This is a genomic window from Pseudomonas frederiksbergensis, from assembly GCF_900105495.1.
Taxonomy (GTDB): domain Bacteria; phylum Pseudomonadota; class Gammaproteobacteria; order Pseudomonadales; family Pseudomonadaceae; genus Aquipseudomonas; species Aquipseudomonas frederiksbergensis.
Genome location: NZ_FNTF01000002.1, coordinates 2036217 through 2057666 on the forward strand (window position 1 = coordinate 2036217; position 21450 = coordinate 2057666).

General features: G+C 59.7%; 21 protein-coding genes. 7 read left to right on the forward strand and 14 right to left on the reverse strand.

The window, feature by feature from the left end; all coding sequences use genetic code 11:
• Nucleotides 1-25: 25 nt before the first annotated feature.
• Nucleotides 26-1186, reverse strand: a complete 1161-nt coding sequence (algW, locus tag BLW70_RS09645) for a Do family serine endopeptidase AlgW (RefSeq protein ID WP_074873802.1) — start codon at nt 1184-1186, stop codon at nt 26-28.
• A 102-nt stretch (nt 1187-1288) separates the two neighbouring features.
• Here algW and BLW70_RS09650 point away from each other — a divergent pair, with 102 nt between their 5' ends.
• The 3 genes from BLW70_RS09650 (at nt 1289) to cysN (ending at nt 5121) form a co-directional block, all read left to right on the forward strand.
• Entirely contained in the window at nt 1289-2047 is a 759-nt protein-coding gene (locus BLW70_RS09650; protein WP_074873803.1) for a Nif3-like dinuclear metal center hexameric protein, read from the forward strand.
• Between the two features lie 248 nt (nt 2048-2295).
• On the forward strand, nt 2296-3213 hold the full coding sequence (cysD, locus tag BLW70_RS09660; protein ID WP_030128620.1) for a sulfate adenylyltransferase subunit CysD: 918 nt from the start codon (nt 2296-2298) through the stop codon (nt 3211-3213).
• A 9-nt stretch (nt 3214-3222) separates the two neighbouring features.
• A complete protein-coding gene (cysN, locus tag BLW70_RS09665) occupies nt 3223-5121 on the forward strand; it encodes a sulfate adenylyltransferase subunit CysN (protein WP_074873805.1) in 1899 nt (632 codons plus the stop codon).
• A gap of 178 nt (nt 5122-5299) precedes the next feature.
• On the opposite strand, the gene BLW70_RS09670 is transcribed toward cysN, so the two are convergent.
• Genes BLW70_RS09670 through BLW70_RS09680 form a run of 3 tightly spaced genes read right to left on the reverse strand, consistent with a single transcriptional unit; the run spans nt 5300 to nt 8707 of the window.
• Nucleotides 5300-6208: an acyltransferase gene (locus tag BLW70_RS09670; RefSeq protein WP_074873806.1), complete on the reverse strand. Its 909-nt coding sequence runs from the start codon at nt 6206-6208 to the stop codon at nt 5300-5302.
• Nucleotides 6209-8308 (reverse strand): phosphate acetyltransferase, encoded by a 2100-nt coding sequence (gene pta, locus BLW70_RS09675; protein ID WP_074873807.1) that lies wholly within the window; start codon nt 8306-8308, stop codon nt 6209-6211.
• Nucleotides 8309-8368: 60 nt separating this feature from the next.
• Nucleotides 8369-8707 (reverse strand): DUF3565 domain-containing protein, encoded by a 339-nt coding sequence (locus BLW70_RS09680; protein WP_074873808.1) that lies wholly within the window; start codon nt 8705-8707, stop codon nt 8369-8371.
• Here BLW70_RS09680 and BLW70_RS09685 point away from each other — a divergent pair.
• From BLW70_RS09685 to BLW70_RS09695, 3 genes are all read left to right on the forward strand, one after another.
• On the forward strand, nt 8676-9161 hold the full coding sequence (locus tag BLW70_RS09685; RefSeq protein ID WP_008150718.1) for an FKBP-type peptidyl-prolyl cis-trans isomerase: 486 nt from the start codon (nt 8676-8678) through the stop codon (nt 9159-9161). The two genes, BLW70_RS09680 and BLW70_RS09685, sit on opposite strands and share 32 nt — an antisense overlap.
• Before the next feature lie 125 nt (nt 9162-9286).
• Nucleotides 9287-9769, forward strand: a complete 483-nt coding sequence (locus BLW70_RS09690; protein WP_074873809.1) for a glutathione peroxidase — start codon at nt 9287-9289, stop codon at nt 9767-9769.
• Nucleotides 9770-9924: 155 nt separating this feature from the next.
• Nucleotides 9925-11028 (forward strand): NADH:flavin oxidoreductase, encoded by a 1104-nt coding sequence (locus BLW70_RS09695; RefSeq protein WP_074873810.1) that lies wholly within the window; start codon nt 9925-9927, stop codon nt 11026-11028.
• Between the two features lie 113 nt (nt 11029-11141).
• Here BLW70_RS09695 and BLW70_RS09700 read toward each other — a convergent pair whose 3' ends face one another.
• Both BLW70_RS09700 and cysZ read right to left on the reverse strand, forming a co-directional pair.
• Nucleotides 11142-12341 (reverse strand): glycosyltransferase family 4 protein, encoded by a 1200-nt coding sequence (locus tag BLW70_RS09700; RefSeq protein WP_074873811.1) that lies wholly within the window; start codon nt 12339-12341, stop codon nt 11142-11144.
• A 40-nt stretch (nt 12342-12381) separates the two neighbouring features.
• Nucleotides 12382-13134 carry a sulfate transporter CysZ gene (cysZ, locus tag BLW70_RS09705; protein WP_074873812.1) on the reverse strand — a complete coding sequence of 251 codons (753 nt, stop codon included), beginning with the start codon at nt 13132-13134 and terminating at the stop codon, nt 12382-12384.
• A 317-nt stretch (nt 13135-13451) separates the two neighbouring features.
• Between cysZ and trxB the strand changes: the two genes are divergently transcribed.
• Entirely contained in the window at nt 13452-14408 is a 957-nt protein-coding gene (trxB, locus tag BLW70_RS09715) for a thioredoxin-disulfide reductase (RefSeq protein WP_074873813.1), read from the forward strand.
• A 235-nt stretch (nt 14409-14643) separates the two neighbouring features.
• Here trxB and BLW70_RS09720 read toward each other — a convergent pair whose 3' ends face one another.
• From BLW70_RS09720 to folX, 8 genes are all read right to left on the reverse strand, one after another.
• The gene (locus BLW70_RS09720) at nt 14644-15927 is read right to left on the reverse strand and encodes an NAD(P)/FAD-dependent oxidoreductase (protein ID WP_074873814.1); all 1284 of its coding nucleotides are present in this window, start codon (nt 15925-15927) and stop codon (nt 14644-14646) included.
• 156 nt (nt 15928-16083) lie between these two features.
• Nucleotides 16084-16911 (reverse strand): transporter substrate-binding domain-containing protein, encoded by an 828-nt coding sequence (locus BLW70_RS09725; RefSeq protein WP_083383398.1) that lies wholly within the window; start codon nt 16909-16911, stop codon nt 16084-16086.
• A gap of 46 nt (nt 16912-16957) precedes the next feature.
• Entirely contained in the window at nt 16958-17686 is a 729-nt protein-coding gene (locus BLW70_RS09730; protein WP_139273434.1) for an amino acid ABC transporter ATP-binding protein, read from the reverse strand.
• A gap of 60 nt (nt 17687-17746) precedes the next feature.
• Nucleotides 17747-18721: an amino acid ABC transporter permease gene (locus BLW70_RS09735; RefSeq protein ID WP_074873817.1), complete on the reverse strand. Its 975-nt coding sequence runs from the start codon at nt 18719-18721 to the stop codon at nt 17747-17749.
• A 131-nt stretch (nt 18722-18852) separates the two neighbouring features.
• A complete protein-coding gene (locus tag BLW70_RS09740) occupies nt 18853-20103 on the reverse strand; it encodes a 2-aminoadipate transaminase (protein ID WP_074873818.1) in 1251 nt (416 codons plus the stop codon).
• 279 nt (nt 20104-20382) lie between these two features.
• A complete protein-coding gene (locus BLW70_RS09745) occupies nt 20383-20721 on the reverse strand; it encodes a HopJ type III effector protein (RefSeq protein WP_074873819.1) in 339 nt (112 codons plus the stop codon).
• Nucleotides 20714-21010, reverse strand: a complete 297-nt coding sequence (locus tag BLW70_RS09750) for a DUF1244 domain-containing protein (RefSeq protein ID WP_074873820.1) — start codon at nt 21008-21010, stop codon at nt 20714-20716. Before BLW70_RS09750 ends, BLW70_RS09745 begins: the two co-directional genes overlap by 8 nt.
• A gap of 68 nt (nt 21011-21078) precedes the next feature.
• Complete coding sequence (folX, locus tag BLW70_RS09755) at nt 21079-21450, reverse strand: dihydroneopterin triphosphate 2'-epimerase (RefSeq protein ID WP_008150698.1); 372 nt, start codon at nt 21448-21450, stop codon at nt 21079-21081.

Genomic DNA, 21450 nt, shown 5'->3' on the forward strand with positions numbered 1-21450 from the left:
TGCTGAGGCCGCAGCTCCTCTCGGCTTACTCTTGTTCTTTTTCCTTGATGGGAGCAGGTGGCGGACGCAGACCGATCTCGGCGGTGAGCTTGAGCTCTTTGCCGTTGCGCATCACCTGGATCGTCACCTTGTCGGTCGGTTTGATCCGCGCGACCTGATTCATCGAACGACGACCATCGCCGGCCGGTTCGCCGTCGATGCTAAGGATCACGTCGCCCAGTTGCAGGCCGGCCTTCTGTGCCGGGCCGTCACGGAAAATCCCCGCGACCACAATGCCCGGGCGCCCCGACAGGCCAAACGATTCCGCCAGTTCCTGGCTCAGCGGCTGCACTTCGATACCGAGCCAGCCGCGAATCACCTGGCCGTGCTCGATGATCGACTTCATCACTTCCATGGCCAGTTTCACCGGGATGGCGAAACCGATGCCCTGCGAACCGCCGGACTTGGAGAAGATCGCCGTGTTGATGCCGGTCAGGTTGCCGTTGGCATCCACCAGTGCACCACCGGAGTTGCCGGGGTTGATCGCCGCGTCGGTCTGGATGAAGTCTTCGTAGTTGTTCAGGCCCAGCTGATTGCGCCCGGTGGCACTGATGATGCCCATGGTCACGGTCTGGCCGACGCCGAACGGATTGCCGATGGCCAACGCCACGTCGCCGATGCGGATATTGTCGGAACGACCGACAGTGATCGATGGAAGATTCTTCAAGTCGATCTTCAGCACCGCGAGGTCGGTTTCCGGGTCGCTGCCGATCACTCGGGCCAGGGTTTCACGCCCGTCCTTGAGCGCCACCACAATCTGGTCGGCGCCGCTGGTCACGTGGTTGTTGGTCAGCAGGTAACCTTCCGGGCTCATGATCACGCCGGAGCCAAGGCTCGACTCCATGCGCTTCTGTTTGGGCGAGTTGTCGCCGAAGAAGCGGCGAAACTGTGGGTCCTCGAACAGCGGATGGTTCGGTTTGTTGACGACTTTGGTGGTGTACAGGTTGACCACCGAGGGCGCAGCCGTGGTCACCGCGTCGGCATAGGACACCGGACCCTGTTGCATGGTGGTGGTTTGCGGGGCTTGTTGCATGTTGACGTCAAGGCTTGGGAGCCCGACCCACTCCGGGTAACGCTGGATGATTAACAGAGCGATAAGCACGCCGGCCAACAGCGGCCAGCCGGAAAAACGCAGCGCCTTGAGCATTAAGCACGTCCTGAGAGGTTGCAGGCGGTATGAGACCGCCCATAATGTCGCGCATTATACGAGGCGAAACGTGCCTCTGAACGGGATATTTAGGAGTCTTTTATGGCCGTCGCCCTGAGCACCCTGGTCGAAGAAGCCGACCGTTACCTTAACAGTGCAAAAATTGCCGATTACTGCCCCAACGGGTTGCAGGTCGAAGGCCGGCCGCAGGTCATGCGCATCGTCAGTGGCGTCACCGCCAGCCAGGCATTGCTCGACGCCGCTGTGGAAGTCCGCGCCGACCTGATACTGGTGCATCACGGCTATTTCTGGAAGGGCGAGAATCCGTGCATCACCGGGATGAAGCAGCGCCGGTTGAAAACCCTGCTCAAGCACGATATCAGCCTGTTGTCTTATCACTTGCCGCTGGATCTGCACCCGGAAGTCGGCAATAACGTTCAGCTGGCACGTCAGCTCGATATCACTGTGGAAGGTCCATTGGATCCGGACAACCTTAAAGTTGTCGGTCTGGTCGGTTCATTGAACGAGCCGGTGACGGCCCGGGATTTTGCCCGTCGCGTACAGGAAGTCATGGGCCGCGAACCGTTGCTGATCGAAGGCAGCGAGATGATTCGCCGCGTTGGCTGGTGCACTGGTGGCGGCCAGGGTTACATCGATCAGGCCGTGCTGGCTGGCGTTGACTTGTACCTCAGCGGCGAGGCGTCCGAGCAGACCTTCCACAGCGCCCGGGAAAACGACATCAGTTTCATCGCCGCCGGTCATCACGCCACCGAGCGTTATGGCGTGCAGGCGTTGGGCGATTATCTGGCCCGGCGCTTTGCCCTCGAGCACATCTTCATCGATTGCCCGAATCCTATCTGAATCACCCATACCCACTGTAGGAGCGAGCCTGCTCGCGATGGCTGCGTCACATTCGACATTGATGCGACTGACACACCGCTATCGCGAGCAGGCTTACTCCCACAGGACCCGGTGCACCCGAACGGGCAGGTATATTCATATACCCTTTCGATCTAGTCGGCGTCCTGATTAGAAGAGGACGCTGTGCTAGGATTCCTCGCTCGAACACGGCCCGCTGGCCGTCCATAAGATCGTTTTCGTGAGTAGCCATGGTCGACAAACTGACGCATCTGAAACAGCTGGAGGCCGAAAGCATCCACATCATCCGCGAGGTCGCCGCCGAGTTCGATAACCCGGTGATGCTGTACTCCGTCGGTAAAGACTCCGCCGTGATGCTGCACCTTGCGCGCAAGGCATTCTTCCCGGGCAAGCTGCCGTTCCCGGTGATGCACGTCGACACCCGGTGGAAGTTCAAGGAAATGTACGCGTTCCGCGACCGCATGGTCGAAGAGCTCGGCCTTGACCTGCTGGTACACGTGAATCCCGAGGGTGTTGCGCAGGGCATCAACCCGCTCACCCACGGCAGCGCCAAGCACACCGATATCATGAAAACCGAAGGCCTCAAGCAGGCCCTCGACAAGTACGGTTTCGACGCCGCTTTCGGTGGTGCCCGTCGTGACGAAGAGAAATCCCGTGCCAAAGAGCGCGTGTATTCCTTCCGTGACACCAAGCACCGCTGGGACCCGAAAAACCAGCGTCCAGAGTTGTGGAACGTCTACAACGGCAAGGTCAACAAGGGCGAATCGATCCGTGTTTTCCCGTTGTCGAACTGGACCGAACTGGACATCTGGCAGTACATCTACCTCGAAGGCATCCCGATTGTGCCGCTGTATTTCGCCGCCGAGCGCGACGTCATCGAGATGAACGGCACCTGGATCATGATCGACGACGAACGCCTGCTCAATCACCTGAGCGATGAAGACAAGGCGCGCATCGTCAAGAAAAAGGTCCGCTTCCGTACGCTGGGCGACTACCCGTTGACCGGTGCGGTCGAGTCCGAGGCCACCAGCCTGACCGACATCATTCAGGAAATGCTCCTGACGCGAACTTCCGAACGCCAGGGCCGGGTCATCGATCACGATGGCGCAGGCTCGATGGAAGAAAAGAAACGTCAGGGTTATTTCTAAGGGGTTGTCATGTCGCACGCATCTGATTTGATCAGCGAGGACATCCTCGCCTACCTGGGCCAGCACGAACGCAAGGAAATGCTGCGCTTTCTGACCTGTGGCAACGTCGACGACGGCAAGAGCACCCTGATCGGGCGCCTGCTGCACGACTCCAAGATGATCTACGAAGATCACCTGGAAGCCATCACCCGCGACTCGAAAAAAGTCGGCACCACTGGCGATGACATCGACCTGGCACTGCTGGTCGACGGCCTGCAGGCCGAGCGTGAGCAGGGCATCACCATCGATGTCGCTTACCGCTACTTCTCCACCGCCAAGCGCAAATTCATCATCGCCGACACCCCCGGCCATGAGCAGTACACTCGCAACATGGCCACCGGTGCATCCACCTGTGACCTGGCGATCATCCTGGTCGACGCCCGTTACGGCGTGCAGACCCAGACCCGTCGCCACAGCTTTATTGCCTCGTTGCTCGGCATCAAACACATCGTTGTTGCCATCAACAAGATGGACCTCAACGGTTTCGACGAAACAGTCTTCGAGTCGATCAAGGCCGATTACCTGAAGTTCGCCGACGGCATCGCGTTCAAGCCGACCACCATGGCTTTCGTTCCGATGTCGGCGCTGAAAGGCGACAACGTGGTGAACAAATCCGAGCGCTCGCCGTGGTACACCGGCCAGTCGCTGATGGAAATCCTTGAAACCGTCGAAATCGCCAGCGACCGCAACTACACCGACCTGCGTTTCCCGGTGCAGTACGTTAACCGTCCGAACCTGAACTTCCGTGGTTTCGCCGGTACCCTGGCCAGCGGCGTCGTGCACAAGGGCGACGAAGTCGTGGTGTTGCCATCGGGCAAGAGCAGCCGTGTGAAGTCCATCGTCACCTTCGAAGGTGAACTGGAGCACGCCGGTCCTGGTCAAGCGGTGACGCTGACCATGGAAGACGAAATCGACATCTCCCGCGGTGACTTGCTGGTGCACGCCGACAACCAGCCGCAAGTGACCGATGCCTTCGACGCCATGCTGGTGTGGATGGCCGAAGAACCGATGCTGCCGGGCAAGAAATACGACATCAAGCGCGCCACCACTTACGTGCCGGGTTCGATCACCAGCATCGTCAACCGCGTTGACGTGAACACCTTGGAAGAAGGTCCGGCCAGTTCGTTGCACCTGAACGAAATCGGTCGGGTGAAGATCAGCCTCGACGCGGCCATTGCGCTGGACGGTTACGCGAGCAACCGCACCACCGGTTCGTTCATCGTCATCGATCGACTGACCAATGGCACCGTCGCGGCCGGCATGATCATCGCTCAGCCGTTGAGCCATGGCACCAGCACGCATCACGGCAAACTGGCGCACGTCGCCACCGAAGAACGCGCCCAGCGCTTCGGTCAGCAACCGGCCACCGTGTTGTTCAGCGGCTTGTCGGGCGCCGGCAAAAGCACTTTGGCTTACGCCGTTGAACGCAAGCTGTTCGATATGGGCCGCGCGGTGTTTGTACTCGATGGCCAGAACCTGCGTCACGACCTGAACAAAGGTCTGCCGCAGGATCGTGCCGGGCGTACCGAGAACTGGCGTCGTGCGGCGCACGTTGCGCGTCAGTTCAACGAAGCCGGTCTACTGACCTTGGCAGCCTTCGTTGCGCCGAGTGCCGAAGGTCGTGAGCAGGCTCGCGAGCTGATCGGCAAGGAGCGTCTGCTGACGGTCTACGTCCAGGCCTCGCCGACAGTCTGTGCCGAGCGTGACCCACAAGGCCTGTACGCGGCGGCCGGGGATAACATCCCGGGCGATTCCTTCCCGTACGACGTGCCGCTGGACGCCGACCTCGTGGTCGATACCCAGTCGCTGTCGCTGGAAGAAAGCGTCAAGCAAGTGCTGGATCTGCTGCGCAAGCGTGGCGCGATCTAAGCGATAGCCGTTAATGAAAAACCCGCCGATGAGTGATCATCGGCGGGTTTTTTTGTGTCTGGTCGGACGCCATCGCGGGCAAGCCCGCTCCCACAGAAATCGCGTCGTACGCGAGAGATGTGAACACCTCAAAACCTGTGGGAGCGGGCTTGCCCGCGATGAGGCCAGTGCAAACACCTCAAGCGTTGGCGGGATACTCACGATGCATCTGCCCCAGCAGCGCATCCTTGTCCTGCCACAACTGGTTGATCCAGCCCTGAAACTGCAATCGATACTCCCCGTCCTGGTCGTAGTTCTTGCCGATGAACTGCGGCGGAATCTTCAGCTCCTGAAAATGCACCACCACATCCTTCACGTTCCCACAGAGCAAATCCCAGTAACCAGGACGGCCGGCCGGATAGTGAATGGTCACGTTGACGATGGCTTCCAGCTGCTCACCCATGGCATCCAGCACAAACGCAATGCCGCCAGCCTTGGGCTTGAGCAGATGCTTGAACGGCGATTTCTGCTGGGCATGCTTGCCTTCGGTGAAGCGCGTGCCTTCGACGAAGTTGAAAATCCCCACCGGGTTATGGCGGAACTTGTCGCAGGTCTTGCGGGTGGTCTCCAGGTCTTTGCCTTTCTTCTCCGGGTGCTTCTCCAGGTAGGCCTTGGAGTAGCGCTTCATGAACGGAAAGCCGAGCGCCCACCACGCCAGACCAATCACCGGCACCCAGATCAGTTGCTGTTTGAGGAAGAACTTCAGCGGGCGAATCTTCCGGTTCAGCACGTATTGCAACACCATGATGTCGACCCAACTCTGGTGGTTGCTGGTGATCAGATACGAGTGCTGATAGTCCAGGCCTTCCAGGCCGCTGAGTGTCCAGCGCGTGTGTCCGAGCAAGTCCATCCAGGCCTTGTTGTTGCTGATCCAGGCTTCATGGATATGGCTCATCAGCCAATCGGTAAAACGCTGGGCGGCGGGGAAGGGCAATAGCAGTTTGAAAATCGCCACGATGAACAGCGGTGTGCAGCAGACAATCGTGTTCAGCGCCAACAGCAGCGAGGCAATGACGCCTCGCAACGGTGCGGGTAGGGAATCCAGCATTTAAAGATCCAAAGGTCGGTTGGCAGCTTGAATCGCGGTCAACGCGATGGTGTAGACGATGTCATCGATTTGCGCGCCGCGCGGCAGGTCGTTCACCGGTTTGCGCAGGCCTTGCAGCATCGGCCCGAGGCTGACGCAGTCGGCGCTGCGTTGCACGGCTTTGTGGGTGGTGTTGCCGGTGTTCAGGTCGGGGAACACGAACACGGTGGCGCGACCGGCGACCTGGCTGTTCGGCGCCAATTGCCGGGCAACGGTTTCGTTGGCGGCGGCGTCGTATTGCAATGGGCCGTCGATCAGCAGCGAGTTCTGTTGTTCATGGGCGAGCAACGTCGCTTCGCGCACCTTCTCGACTTCTTCGCCGCTGGCCGATTCACCGCTGGAATAGCTGATCATCGCCACACGCGGGGTGATACCGAAAGCGGCTGCCGAGTCGGCGCTTTGCAGCGCGATCTCGGCCAGTTCGCTGGCGCTCGGGTGCGGGTTCATCACGCAGTCGCCGTAGACCAGGACTTCCTCGGGGAAGAGCATGAAGAACACTGACGACACCAGCGTGCAGCCCGGCGCGGTCTTGATCAGTTGCAGGGCCGGGCGGATGGTGTTGGCGGTGGAGTGAATGACCCCGGACACCAATCCGTCGACCTCATCCAGCGCCAGCATCATGGTGCCGATCACCACGGTGTCTTCCAGTTGCTGCTCGGCCATCGGCGCGTTGAGGCTTTTGGTTTTGCGCAGGGCGACCATCGGCTCGACGTAGCGCTCGCGAATCAGGTCCGGGTCGAGGATTTCCAGCCCCGGCGGCAACTCGATGCCTTGGGCGCGGGCCACGGCTTCGACGTCTGCCGGTTTCGCCAGCAACACGCAACGAGCAATGCCGCGGGCCTGGCAGATCGCCGCGGCCTGCACGGTCAACGGCTCGCTGCCTTCGGGCAGGACGATGCGCTTGTTGGCGGCCTGGGCGCGCTGGATCAATTGATAACGGAACACGGCGGGCGACAGGCGCATTTCCCGTGGCGTGCCGCAACGTTGATGCAGCCACTTGGCGTCGAGGTGGCTGGCAACGAAATCGGTGATGATCTCCGCGCGCTCGCGGTCGTCGATCGGGATTTCCTTGTTCAAACCGTTCAACTGGTTGGCGGTGTCGTAGGAACCGGTGCTCACCGACAACACCGGCAGGCCAGCCTGCAACGCGCCACGACAGAGGTCCATGATGCGCGGGTCGGGCAGGGTGTCACTGGTCAGCAACAGGCCGGCCAGCGGCACGCCATTCATGGCGGCGAGGCTGACGGCGAGGATGATGTCGTCGCGATCACCGGGCGTCACCACCAACACGCCGGGCTTGAGCAGCTCCACGGTATTACGCACGGTGCGGGCGCAGATGATGATGTTGGTCATGCGCCGGGTTTCGTAATCACCGGCATTGAGAATCTGCGCGCCCATCAGGTCGGCGACGTCGCGGGTGCGCGGGGCATTCAATTCCGGCTGGAACGGGATGCAGCCCAGCAGACGGAAATCGCCACTGCGCAGCAAGGGCGAATGCTCTTTCAAGCGCGAGGCGAAGGCTTCCATGCTCTCGTCGGTTTTGACCTTGTTGAGGATCACGCCGAGGACTTTCGGGTCTTTGGGGCCGCCGAACAATTGCGCCTGCAATTCCACTCGACCGGACAGTTCGGTCAACACTTCGTTTTCCGGAGCCGAGACCAGGATCACTTCGGCGTCGAGGCTTTTCGCCAAATGCAGATTGACCCGTGCGGCATAACTGGCGCTGCGGGTCGGCACCATGCCTTCGACGATCAGCACATCCTTGCCGATTGCCGCCTGCTGATAGAGGGTGATGATTTCTTCGAGCAACTCGTCCAGCTGACCGTCGCCAAGCATGCGCTCGACGTGCGCCAGACCAAGCGGCTGAGGCGGTTTCAAACCGTGGGTGCGCGCCACCAGTTCAGTGGACCGTTCAGGCCCGGTGTCACCCGGATGCGGCTGGGCAATCGGTTTGAAAAAGCCGACTTTGAGGCCGGCCCGCTCAAGGGTACGTACCAGCCCGAGGCTGATGGAGGTCAGACCCACACCAAAATCGGTGGGCGCGATAAAAAAAGTTTGCATGCGAATTCTCTGGAGGTGCATGGCAATGGTGACGGCCTATGTCTGGCCGTTTACCGAATTTCAGTCGCCAAGGTTATCGCTAACCGAGCCTTGTGCGCACCAACCGCAATCAAAGGGTTGGCCTATTTTTTCAATACGCAGCAAAGGGTCCAGTACCCAGGCTCGGGATTGCCACGGTGGCTGGTGCCGCAAGTGCTGGGTGTGACCGCAGGAAAGCTCGGCCACCCAGTGCCCGTCCTCATCTTGATGGAAGCCTGTGACCGTCGAGCCTTTCGCCGTCATCCGTCTGTCCGGGTTGTGTTCGCTTTCGGGCGATTGCTTCGCTAAACTTGGCCATTCTTCATTCTTATGCAAAAGGTCTCGCCCCATGCTGATCGCCGCCAATAAGGCTGTCTCCATCGACTATACCCTGACCAACGACGCTGGTGAGGTCATCGACAGCTCCGCCGGCGGCGCGCCGCTGGTCTACCTGCAAGGCGCAGGTAACATCATCCCGGGCCTGGAAAAGGCACTGGAAGGCAAAACAGTCGGCGACGAGCTGACCGTAGCCGTTGAACCTGAAGATGCCTACGGCGAATACGCTGCCGAACTGGTCAGCACCTTGAGCCGCAGCATGTTCGAAGGCGTCGACGAGCTGGAAGTGGGCATGCAGTTCCACGCATCCGCTCCGGACGGCCAGATGCAGATCGTCACCATTCGCGATCTGGACGGCGACGATGTCACCGTCGACGGCAACCACCCGTTGGCCGGTCAGCGTCTGAATTTCCAGGTCAAGATCATCGACATCCGTGATGCCAGCCAGGAAGAAATCGCTCATGGTCACGTCCATGGCGAAGGTGGCCATCACCACTGATTTTCTGCGCTAAGCTTTCGAGAACTGGAGAGGCGCCCGAGGGGCGCCTTTTTTAGTCCGCGGCTGTCTCTGGTGACACCGCCAAGTGGCTGTTTCGAGAAGAACACGGGAATCTGGAGTTCGTCATGAGTGCTTTTCACGACCTTAAATTGACAGGCCTGGATGGTCAGGAACTACCTCTGGCACCCTTCAAGGGGCTCGTCGTGCTGGTGGTCAACGTCGCCTCCAAATGTGGCTTGACCCCACAATACGCGGCGCTGGAAAACCTCTACCAGCAATACAAGGACAAAGGCTTCAGCGTACTGGGCCTGCCGTGCAACCAGTTTGCCGGGCAGGAACCGGGTACCGAGCAAGAGATCCAGGCGTTTTGCAGCCTCAACTACGGCGTGAGTTTTCCGTTGTCCAGCAAGCTGGAAGTCAACGGTCACGACCGCCATCAGCTGTACCGTCTGCTGGCGGGCGAGGGTGCTGAATTTCCCGGTGACATTACCTGGAACTTCGAGAAATTCCTGTTGGGCAAGGATGGTCGCGTGCTGGCGCGGTTCTCGCCGCGCACGGCGCCGGATGATCCGACTGTCGTTCATGCGATCGAAAAAGCGCTGAGCTGAACCAAAAAAATCGCAGCCATTGAGCTGCGATTTTTTATGCCTGCCTTTTGAACCTTAATCACCACAATCAATAGTGCTGTGCATCGCTTGTCGCTCCGCATATTATCACCGTCATAAAATCTCTGTCCCGTCGATACCGTTTCGTGGAGCGTCCCATGCCTGTCAAAGCCCTGTTCAAACCGTTCCACCTCGGCACTCTCGAACTGCCGACCCGCGTCGTCATGGCGCCGATGACCCGTTCGTTTTCGCCGGGTGGCGTGCCCAATTCCAAAGTGATCGAGTACTACCGTCGTCGCGCCGCGGCGGGTGTGGGCCTGATCATCACCGAAGGCACCACCGTCGGCCACAAGGCTTCCAATGGTTACCCGAACGTGCCGCATTTCTACGGTGAAGCGGCATTGGCCGGCTGGAAGAAAGTGGTCGACGCGGTTCACGCTGAAGGCGGCAAGATCGTTCCTCAACTGTGGCATGTCGGCAGCGTGCGCCGCATCGGCACCGAGCCAGACGCCAGCGTGCCGGGTTACGGTCCGTCGGAGAAACTGAAGGACGGTCAGGTCGTGGTTCACGGCATGACCCAGCAAGATATCCAGGACGTGATCGCCGCATTCGCCCAGGCCGCCAAAGATGCCCAGAGCATTGGCATGGACGGCGTGGAGATCCACGGTGCCCACGGCTACCTCGTGGACCAGTTCTTCTGGGAAGGCAGCAACCAGCGCACCGACGAATACGGCGGCAGCCTGGCCGACCGTTCGCGTTTTGCCATCGAATTGATTCAAGCCGTGCGTGCCGCGGTCGGCGAAGGCTTCCCGATCATCTTCCGCTTTTCGCAGTGGAAGCAGCAGGATTACACCGCGCGTCTGGTGCAAACACCCGAAGCGTTGGGCGAATTCCTCAAGCCGTTGTCCGACGCCGGCGTGGATATTTTCCACTGCTCGACGCGGCGTTTCTGGGAGCCGGAGTTCGACGGCTCCGAGCTGAACCTGGCCGGCTGGACCCGTAAGCTCACCGGTAAACCGACCATCACCGTGGGCAGCGTCGGCCTGGATGGCGAGTTCCTGCAGTTCATGGTCAACACCGACAAGATCGCGCAGCCGGCCAGCCTGGAGAAACTGCTGGAGCGTTTGAACAATGATGAGTTCGATCTGGTGGCCGTCGGTCGTGCGCTGCTGGTGGACCCGGACTGGGCGCAGAAAGTGCGTGACGGCCGTGAAGAAGACATCCTGCCGTTCAGCCGTGAGGCGTTGATGACGCTGGTATAAGCGGCGACTGCACTGACGCTATCGCGGGCAAGCCTTGCTCCTACGGTTCTTTGTCGAAAACAAATGTGTGTATCGACACAAAACCGTAGGAGCAAGGCTTGCCCGCGATGCTTTCAAGGCAAAAACGCTGCATCGGGTAGGGTTTGCCCCTGCAAGCAAGCCCCGCGCAACTGCCCCTCGAACTGCTCGATAATCGCCGCCCAACCCTGGCGACTCGCATGCTGGCGCGCATTGAGCCGCACGCAGCGCAAGGTTTCGCGCTTCTCCAGCAGCCAGCACGCCGCATCGCAAAACGCTTCTTCGTCCCCCGGCATCGCCAATACGCCGTTGTAACCATGGCGAATGTGCTGGGCCGCCGCCGCTTGATCGTAAGCGACCACACCCAAACCCGACGCCAGTGCCTCAAGCACCACGTTGCCGAACGTCTCGGTCAGGCTCGGAAACAGAAACACATCCCCCGACGCATAGTGACTGGCCAAGGCTTCGCCGCGTTGAGAGCCACAGAAAATTGCCTCGGGCAGTTCTTTCTCCAGGACCGCTCGTTGCGGGCCGTCGCCGATCACGATCAACTTCAGGTTTTTCTGTGGATAAGTCGTACGCAGCTTTTCGAAACTGCGCTTGAGCAAGCCAAGATTTTTCTCCGGTGCCAGACGACCTACATGGATGACGGCAATGTCATTGTCGGCCAGACCCCACTGTTCGCGTAGTGACGCCAGCCGCTTGGTCGGGTGAAACAACTGGCTGTCGACCCCGCGCGACAGCAACGCCAAGCGCTCGAAATGCCGGCGCTCCAGTTCCATTCTTTGACTCGCGCTCGGCACCAGGGTCAGCGTCGAACGATTGTGAAACCAGCGCAGGTAATGGGTCAGCAATCGCGTCAGCAGACCAAGCCCATATTGGCTGGAGTACTGCTGGAAGTTAGTGTGAAAACCGCTGACCACGGCAATCCCCAAGCGCCGGGCCGCGCGCAATGCGGACAATCCCAACGGTCCTTCCGTAGCGATGTAAAGCACGTCCGGCCGCTGCCGCTTCCAGCGTCGCAGCAGCTTGTGCATCGACGACTGACCCCATTGCAAGCCGGGATAACCCGGCAGCGGCCAGCCCCGGCACAGCAACAACGCATCGTCGCTGCCCAGTTGCTGATCGCAACCCTGTCGTGGCCGCACCAGTTCGACCTGATGCCCGCGCGCGCGCAAGCCGTCACACAAGCGGCCGAGGGTATTGGCCACTCCGTTGATTTCGGGAGGGAAGGTTTCGGTGATCAGAGTGATATGCAGAGCTGTCGTCATGACCTCAGTGTCGGCTGAGGCCATGTCGTCAATGTGACGGTGGGATGATGAATTTGTGACCGGATCAGCGCTGGATCACCAGGTTTTCCGCGCCGCGTTCACGCACCCAGAACAGCGTCGCACCCGCCACCGCGGCCGGCATCATCAGGATGTTGACCACCGGAACCAGCAGCACCAGATAAACGCTGCCGCCAAAACTCATGCTCTGCCAGCGCTTTTCGCGCAGCCAGGCGAGCATCTCGTTCCAGCCCAGTTTGTGGTTATCCGCCGGGTAGTCGATGTACTGGATCGCCATCATCCACACCCCGAACAGCAGCCACAATGGCGCGGCAATGATGTTCACCACCGGGATGAACGAAAGGATGAACAGCCCGAGGGCGCGTGGCAGGAAGTAGCCGAGTTTGCGCATTTCGCGGGACAGGGTGCGCGGGACCATGGCGATCAGTTCGCCCCAGCTGAAGGCCGGGAAGTCGTCGGTGCCGCGTACCACCACTTCGACTTTCTCGGCGAGGAAGCCATTGAACGGTGCGGCGATGACGTTGGCGAGCATGGTGAAGGTGAAGAACACCATTAAAACGACAAGCACGACAAAAATCGGCCACAGGATGTAACTGAGAAAACTCAGCCATTCGGGCAGGGACGGCATCAACGTATCGACCCACAGGCTGAATTGATGGCTGGCCAGGTAGATCAATCCGACGAACAGCACCAGGTTGATCACCAGCGGCAACAGCACGAACAAACGCAGGCTTGGGCTCAGGACCAGCTTGAGGCCTTCGCGCAGGTATTGCGGGCCGGACAGAACAGGGGCGGGCATAACGTGCTCCGAGCAAAGGGGAAACGCGCCGACCTTACCGGCTTTGCCTGACAGACGAAAGCGCGGTAGCAGCATCGACATTAACTGTAACAAAGGCGCCTATGTATCCATCGTGACCGGATAGAGACCGCCTATGAGCTGGATTGTTAAACCGTATTTCCTTAATCTTCGCCCCCTCGATACGCTGCACCCCATTACTTTTTACAGGACTGTCGAGCCCAAGCCTTCCCCAAGTGCTTTCAACGGTCCTTTTTTATTCCCGCCGGCAACCCGGCGTTCCGCGCCAGATGTCTAGGGCCGGTCAACAGGAGCAGGTCATGTCTGAAGTCCGTCATTCGCGAGTGATTATTCTCGGTTCCGGCCCTGCCGGTTACAGCGCCGCAGTCTATGCCGCCCGTGCCAACCTCAAGCCACTGCTGATCACCGGCATGCAAGCCGGCGGTCAACTGACCACCACCACCGAAGTCGACAACTGGCCGGGCGACGTCCACGGCCTGACCGGCCCGGCGCTGATGGACCGCATGAAAGAACACGCCGAGCGCTTTGAAACCGAAATCGTCTTCGATCACATCAATGCCGTGGACTTCGCTGCCAAGCCGTACACCCTGACCGGTGACAGCGCGACTTACACCTGCGACGCGCTGATCATCGCTACCGGCGCCAGCGCTCGTTACCTGGGCCTGCCGTCGGAAGAAACGTTCATGGGCAAGGGCGTTTCGGCCTGCGCGACCTGCGACGGTTTCTTCTACCGCAACAAGCCAGTGGCTGTGGTCGGTGGCGGCAACACCGCGGTTGAAGAGGCGCTGTACCTGGCCAACATCGCCAGCAAGGTGACCCTGATCCACCGTCGCGAAACTTTCCGCGCCGAGAAGATCCTGATCGACAAGCTCAATGCCCGGGTTGCCGAAGGCAAAATCGTCTTGAAGCTGAACGCGACGCTGGACGAAGTCCTGGGCGACAACATGGGCGTGACCGGTGCCCGCCTGAAGAACAACGATGGCAGCTTCGACGAGCTGACCGTCGACGGCGTGTTCATCGCCATCGGCCACACCCCGAACACGTCGCTGTTCGAAGGCCAGCTGACGTTGAAAGACGGCTACCTGGTTGTACAGGGCGGCCGTGACGGCAACGCTACTGCCACCAGCCTCGAAGGTATCTTTGCCGCCGGTGACGTGGCTGACCACGTTTACCGTCAGGCCATCACCTCGGCCGGCGCTGGCTGCATGGCGGCACTGGACGCCGAGCGCTACCTCGACGACCTGCAGAACGCTTGATTCTGATTCTGTAGAAAACAAAAAAAACCGGCTTCGGCCGGTTTTTTTGTGCCCACAAAAGATCCCTGTAGCAGCTGGCGAAGCCTGCGTTCGGCTGCGAAGCAGTCGCGAAATCAGACAATACGGTGTGTCAGGCAGAACTCGCACTCAAGTTTTACGACTGCTTCGCAGCCGAACGCAGGCTTCGCCAGCTGCTACAGGAGTGCGTTTACCTTGGTGGATACAGTTCAGCCCTTCAACCCTTCAGCCGTTCCTGAACGAAATCCATGACCTTCAACGATTGATAAATGGCATTGGCGGCAATCCGTCCGAACGGTCCGCCGTTCCAGTCCAGCAAGTACGGTTTGAACAGCTGATGACGCGCACTTTCCCCGCACACCGCTTCGGCGATGACCCTGCCGCCAATCGAACCGGTATTCAGGCCATGGCCACCAAACGAGGTGCAGGCCCAGACGCCCGGTTCGAGCAATCCCAGGTTGGGCATCTTGTTGGTGGAATAACCCATCAGGCCCGACCAGGCCAATTCGATTTTGACCGGGGCCAGTTGTGGATAGACCGACACCATGTCGGCCTTGAGCATGGTCGCGAGGGCCTTTTCGTTCTGTTCGTTGCGGGTGGTGATGCGTCCGCCCCAGAGCAGGCGGTCGCCTTCGACCACGCGGTAGTAATCCGAGGCGCGACGGTCGTCGGAGAACGCGGCGCCGGAGTCGAGGACGTTTTTGATCGAGTCGCCCAGGTGTTCAGTCAGCACCACATAGGTCGCGATGGGCAGGTAGGCGCGGCTGAGTTTTTGCAACTCTGGGCCACCGTAGCCGCCAGCGCAGAACACCAGGTCCTGGCAGCACACGGTGCCGTGAGCGGTCTGGACAATTATGTCGGCGCCTTCGCGATGCCAGGCGAGCATTTTTGACTGTTCGTAAATCCGGCCTCCAGCCGCTTCGATGGCGAGGGCCAGGCCCAGGCAATAATTCAGCGGATGGAAGTGCAGGGCGTTCGGATCTTCGACACCCTGGAAATAACGCAAGGTGTGTGCGCGTTCGCGAACCTGGGCTGTATCGAGGAAATTGAGTTCATAACCGAAGTCGCGGCGCATGGTCTCGATATGGTTTTGCACCTCGGCGCCGTCGTCGTAACGCTTGACCCGGATCGTGCCTGCCGATGGCGCGCAACCGGTCAGAGCCAGTTCGGCAATGTTGTGGCGGACGATCTCGACGCCCTCAACTGACATTTGGAATAACGCCTTGGCCTGCTCCAGACCCAGTTTCTTGCGGATCGCCCCCGACCCTTCAGCCCAGCCTGGCGAGACCACGCCGCCGTTTCGACCGGACGCGCCCCAGGCGACTTGCTGGGCTTCGAGGATGATCACGCGTTTGCCGCGCCGGGTCAGCTCCAGGGCAGCGGTGAGGCCCGCGATCCCGGCGCCGATGATGCAGACGTCGCAGGTTTCATCGGCGTTCAATTCGGACCTGGCCGCGCGGGGCAGCGAGGTTTGGGAGTACCAGGTGGTGGGGAAGGACATGGTCAATCCTTGAAAAATGCTTTTTTGTGGGAGTGAGCCGGCTCCGGGCGGCGATCCGACGATGAGGCCATAACATTCAGTATCAATGTTGAATGTTAGGCCGCCATCGTCGGATCGCCGCCCGGAGCCGGCTCACTCCCACAGGGGTAGGTGGGGTTATTTGACGGTTGAGTAGTCGACGCCGTACCACTTGTTCGACAGCTTGGTCAGCGTGCCGTCCTTGTGCATCTCGCCGATGATTTGGCCGAGCTTGGCCTTCAATTCCGCGTCACCCTTGTCGGTGGCAATGGCCAGGGGTTCGTAGAACGCCACTGCATTGTCGACGGCCCGCAGCGGGTAACCGCTCTTCACAGCGGCGTCCAGTGTGCTGCGTTGAGTGAGGATGGCGTCGAGCCGGGTACCGTCACCCAGACGCAGATCGTCCAGCGGTCCGACGGAACCGGAGTAAGTCTTCATTTTTGTGGTCTTTACGTCATAAATGACGGGCGGCACGTCAGTGGTTTCGATGGCCAGCGCCTGGCTGAAATAGTCCTCGGACGTGGTGCCGCCTTCGACACCGATCGTTTTGCCATTGAGCGCTTTGTGGTCGGTGAGGGCGGATTTGTTGTGAACCGCAAACACGTAAGGCACGTAGTAATAGGTCGCGGGGAAATCGAGAATTCGCGCGCGACTTTTGGTGGCGGTCATCGAGCCCACGGACATGTCCCAGCGCCCATTCCACTTGCCGGCGGTGATCACGTCCCAATCGGGGGTGATGAACTTGACCTCGACGCCGAGACGCTTGGCGATCTCCTTGGATACGTCGATATCAAACCCGTCGATTTCATTCTTGTCGTTGATAAACCCTTGGGGTGGCCAGGTTGCCGACGTGGCGACGGTCATTGTTTTACTGCTCTGGATTTTGTCCAGAACCGCTCCGGCGTTGGCGGCGCCGACGAACACCAGCGACATTGCGGCTGCGATTACGTGTTTTCTGCTGACCATGTCCATCTCCACTTTTCGTTTTTGTTATGAAGGGGCAAAGCGCTGCTCAGTGACCAATGATCTGCGACAGGAATTTCTGCGCGCGTTCGGTTTGCGGGTTGTTGAAGAACTCGGAAGGGGTGGCTTGTTCGATGACCTGGCCCTGGTCCATGAACAGCACGCGGTCGGCGACCTTGCTGGCAAAACCCATTTCGTGGGTCACGCAAATCATGGTCATGCCGTCGGTGGCCAACTCGCCCATCACGTCCAGCACTTCGTGGACCATTTCAGGATCGAGGGCCGAAGTTGGTTCGTCGAACAGCATTACTTTGGGGTTCATGCACAGCGCCCGGGCAATCGCCACGCGCTGCTGCTGGCCGCCGGACAGTTGCGAAGGGTACTTGTGGGCATGTTCGGCAATTCGCACCCGCTCCAGGTAAACCTGAGCGCGTTTTTTCGCCTCGGCGCTCGACACGCCTTGCACCAGTTGCGGGGCCAGGGTCAGGTTGTCCATCACGCTTAAATGTGGGAACAGGTTGAAGCTCTGGAACACCATGCCGATTTCCCGGCGCACCGCGCTGACACTTTCTGCCTCGCTGGTGAGGGTGATGCCGTTGACCTGAATGTGGCCTTCCTGGAAATTCTCCAGATGGTTGATGCAACGAATCATCGTCGACTTGCCTGAGCCCGACGGCCCGCACACCACCAGGATTTCGCCCGTGGCAACGTTCAGGTCGACATTGCGCAAGGCGTGAAAATCGCCGTACCACTTGTTCAGGCCGGTGATGGAAATCATCGAAGGGCTGGCCTGCGCAACAGGTGCCAGGTCGAGTCGTTCTGCCGTGGTCATCACTCATCAACCCCTTGCAATGGATCGGTTGACCCGTTTTTCGATCCGCGCCTGCACCCGTTCGAGGATGAACGACAGGGCCCAGTAAATCATCGCGGCGGTGATCAGCATTTCCAGGTGGCGGAAGTCCGCGCGGCCCTGGGTCTTGGCCAGGTACATCAATTCCCAGACACCGATCACCGACACCAGCGAACTGTCCTTGAGCATGGCGATGAACTGGTTGCCGGTGGGCGGGATGATCACCCGCAAGGCTTGCGGCATGATCACCCGGCTCAGGGTCTTGAACGGGCTGATGCCCAGGGCTCGCGAGGCCTCCCACTGACCTACCGGAATGCTCTGGATGCCCGCCCGAAAAATCTCGGTCATGTAAGCGCCGTAGCACAGCGACAACGCGAGGATGCCGGCCGGCACGGCGTCCACCACATAACCCAGTTGCGGCAGTCCGAGGTAAATCAGGTAGATCTGGATCAGCAGCGGAACACCGCGAAAGAACGAGGTGTAGAACGAGGCGATGGCATTGGCCAGGCCGTTGTTCGACAGCTTGGCCACAGCACCGATCAAGGCAAGCACGAAGGCAATCACAATTGCGATGGCGGAAATGTATAGCGTGGTCGCGGCGCCCTGGATGATCAGGAAACCGATCTTGTCGAGGATGAAGCTGTAGGAAAGGTCGAAGGTGTCGAAGAACGCCAGGAACAGGATCAGCAGTTCGATCCAGACCACGCTGGTCTGCACCTTGAATTTCAAGCGCCCGAGGACGTGAAAGTTCAGCGTGCCCAGTGCAGCAATCGCCAGGCCGATGGCGATATTGCGAGCAGTCAAGCTGTCCGGGGCACTGCCCAGCAGCGGATGCAGGAAATGACTGAGGGCGCTGTTACCCAGGTTCATCAGGTAGGAGCCGAGAAACAGCACCACGGCTACGCCAAGCAGGAATTGAGGATCATTGGACTTTTTTTTATAAATTATATTGTCGTGATACATGACTGCCTCAGGCTTGTAAGTGGTAGTGATCTCGCTTGGTAAGAGGGGTATTTGGTCAGTATTGCGACGCAAAACCGGGGACTACAAGCGAACATAATTCGCTATGTCAGTCCCGGATCGCAGTTTGCTTTTCAGGAAAGCTTCGCCAGGCAGGCCTCGAAAATATCCAGCCCTTCTTCCAGCACCGCGGCCTCAGTGGTCAACGGCGCCAAAAGCCGAATGATGTGGCGCGACTTACCGCTTGGCATCAGCAGCAAACCGGCATCTCGTGCCAACGCCAATAGCTGCGTCAATTGCGCCGAGGCCGGTGTGCCGTCGGCATTGATCAATTCAATACCGCGCATCGCGCCAACGCCGGTCAGGCGGCCCAGAAACGGGGAAAGCTTGTTGGCGCGCCAGGCCTCGTAGCGGCTGACAATGGCTTCTTCCTGTTGCGAGCCCCAGGCGTGCAGGTTCGCATCGGTCATCTCGTCCAGGGTGGCCAGTGCCGCGGCGCAGGCAATCGGATTGCCCGAATAGGTGCCGCCCAGTCCGCCCTTGGGCAAGGTGTCGAGCAGCGACTTGCGCCCGACCACCGCGCCCAGTGGCACGCCGCCGGCAATACTTTTAGCGAGCAGGATCAGGTCCGGCTCAATACCCAGTCGCGAAAATGCAAAGCGCTGGCCGGTGCGACCGAAGCCGGACTGGATTTCATCAGCGATCAGCAGGATGTTCTTTTCATCACAGAAGCGGCGTAGCGCCTGGGCGAACTCCACGTCCAGCGCCAGGAAGCCCGATTCGCCTTGCACCGGTTCGACGATAAAACAGGCGACGTCATCAACGTCGATCTCGACGCTGAACAGCCGGTCCATGGCTTTCAGGGCCTCGGCACAGGTCACGTCGTTGTCCTTGCTCGGGTATGGCAAGTGAAAAACCGTACCCGGCAGCACGCCGACTTTCTGTTTGTAGGGCGCGACTTTGCCGTTGAGGTTGAGCGTGGCGAGGGTACGGCCGTGGAAGGCGCCGTCGAAGGCGATGACGGCCGTGCGACCGGTGGCGCCACGCACGATCTTCAGGGCGTTTTCGGCCGCTTCCGCGCCGCTGTTGGTGAGCATGCCGCTGACTGGGTAGTCCACCGGAATAAACGCGGTGAGGCGATCCATCAGTTCGATGTAGGGCACATGCGGGGCGGCGTTGAACGCGTAGTGGGTCAGCCGCGTGGCTTGTTCGCGAATGGCCTCGACGATGCGCGGATGGCAATGGCCGAGGTTCAGTACGCCGATGCCGCCGACGAAGTCGATGTAGCGTTTGCCATCGGTGTCCCAGACCTCGGCATTTTTGCCGTGGCTGAGCGTGACGGGATGAACGATGTTGATCGACTGGCTGATGGTTTCGCTGCTCATGGATGACCGACTCTGAAGAAGGGATGCTTCTTTTTATCTAAGCCGTGAGCAGTGGTTTGGGGCAAACGAAATAAAGTGGCCGGGTCAATCTTAAAAGTCGGGATGTTGCCTGTACCGATCGATGGCGACGCGTAACCTGTGGCGAGGGAGCTTGCTCCCGTTGGGCCGCGAAGCGACCCTGTTTATCTAAAAAGAAGGGGACCGCTGCGCAGTCCAGCGGGAGCAAGCTCCCTCGCCACAGGTTCAGTGTCGCTCGTGATGTACTTTGCGGGCGTTGAATCAGCGGCGAGTCAGCGGCTGTTGAGTGAACTTCACACCGGCCAGGCCATGAGCAATCAGCGCGCGGATATTGCCGTGATCGCTGCCCTCAGGCGTCGCCACCACCGAACGGTAATGCTCGCCGAACGCCAACAGCGCTTCTTCATCGCTCAAGCCTTCCAGCAGCGCCAGACCCAATGTCTTGCACGAGCCTTCATTCTGCCCGGCTGCGTTTTCCACGCCGCCGTTGTTGAAAGCCTGAGGCTGATAGTCGTAGCCGGCGGCGATGAAAGCCAGGGTGTCGGCAAAAGCGTGTTCGCCGCTCTTGAGGCTGGCGCGCAGGGTGGTCAAATCACTCATTGGGTTTTCCTTTGGCGAACGCCGCTTGTTGTTCGGCGTTGGCTTCTTGCTGGTATTGGGCTTTCCACTCGGCGTACGGCATGCCGTAAACCACTTCGCGGGCTTCATCGAGGCTGACCTCGATCTGGCGTTCATCGGCAGCGGCCTTGTACCACTTGGACAAGCAATTGCGGCAGAAGCCGGAAAGGTTCATCAGGTCGATGTTCTGCACATCCTTGCGGCTGTCCAGATGGGCGACCAGCCGGCGAAAGGCGGCGGCTTCGAGTTCCAGGCGTTGTTGATCGTTCATGGCGGGCTCTGTGCAATCAAATCGTGGCGCGGATGATAAAAGTCTGACGAACAATGCGCCAGACGCGGTCAGCGGCTCGCGGCGAGGGTAATCGATACCGACTCGGCGAAACGCAGGGCGTGGGGCTTGTCGACTTCGACCTCGGCGTACAACACCGACTCGTTGGCCATGACCAGATCGAGAATTTCCTGGGTCAGGCGTTCGAGCAGCGCGAAGCGATTGCCTTCCACGTGGGCGATGATCGCCTTGGTGATGGTGCGGTAGTTCAGCGCGTGATCGATGTCGTTGTCACGCACCGCTTCCTGAGCGGCATACAGGATGGTCAGGTTGATCTGCACATCCTGCTTGTTGAGGATTTCATCCTCGTTGATCCCGATGAAGGTCCGCAGGCACAGGTTCTTGACCCGGATGCGTGCGGTTCCTGGTTGAAGTTGTGGCAT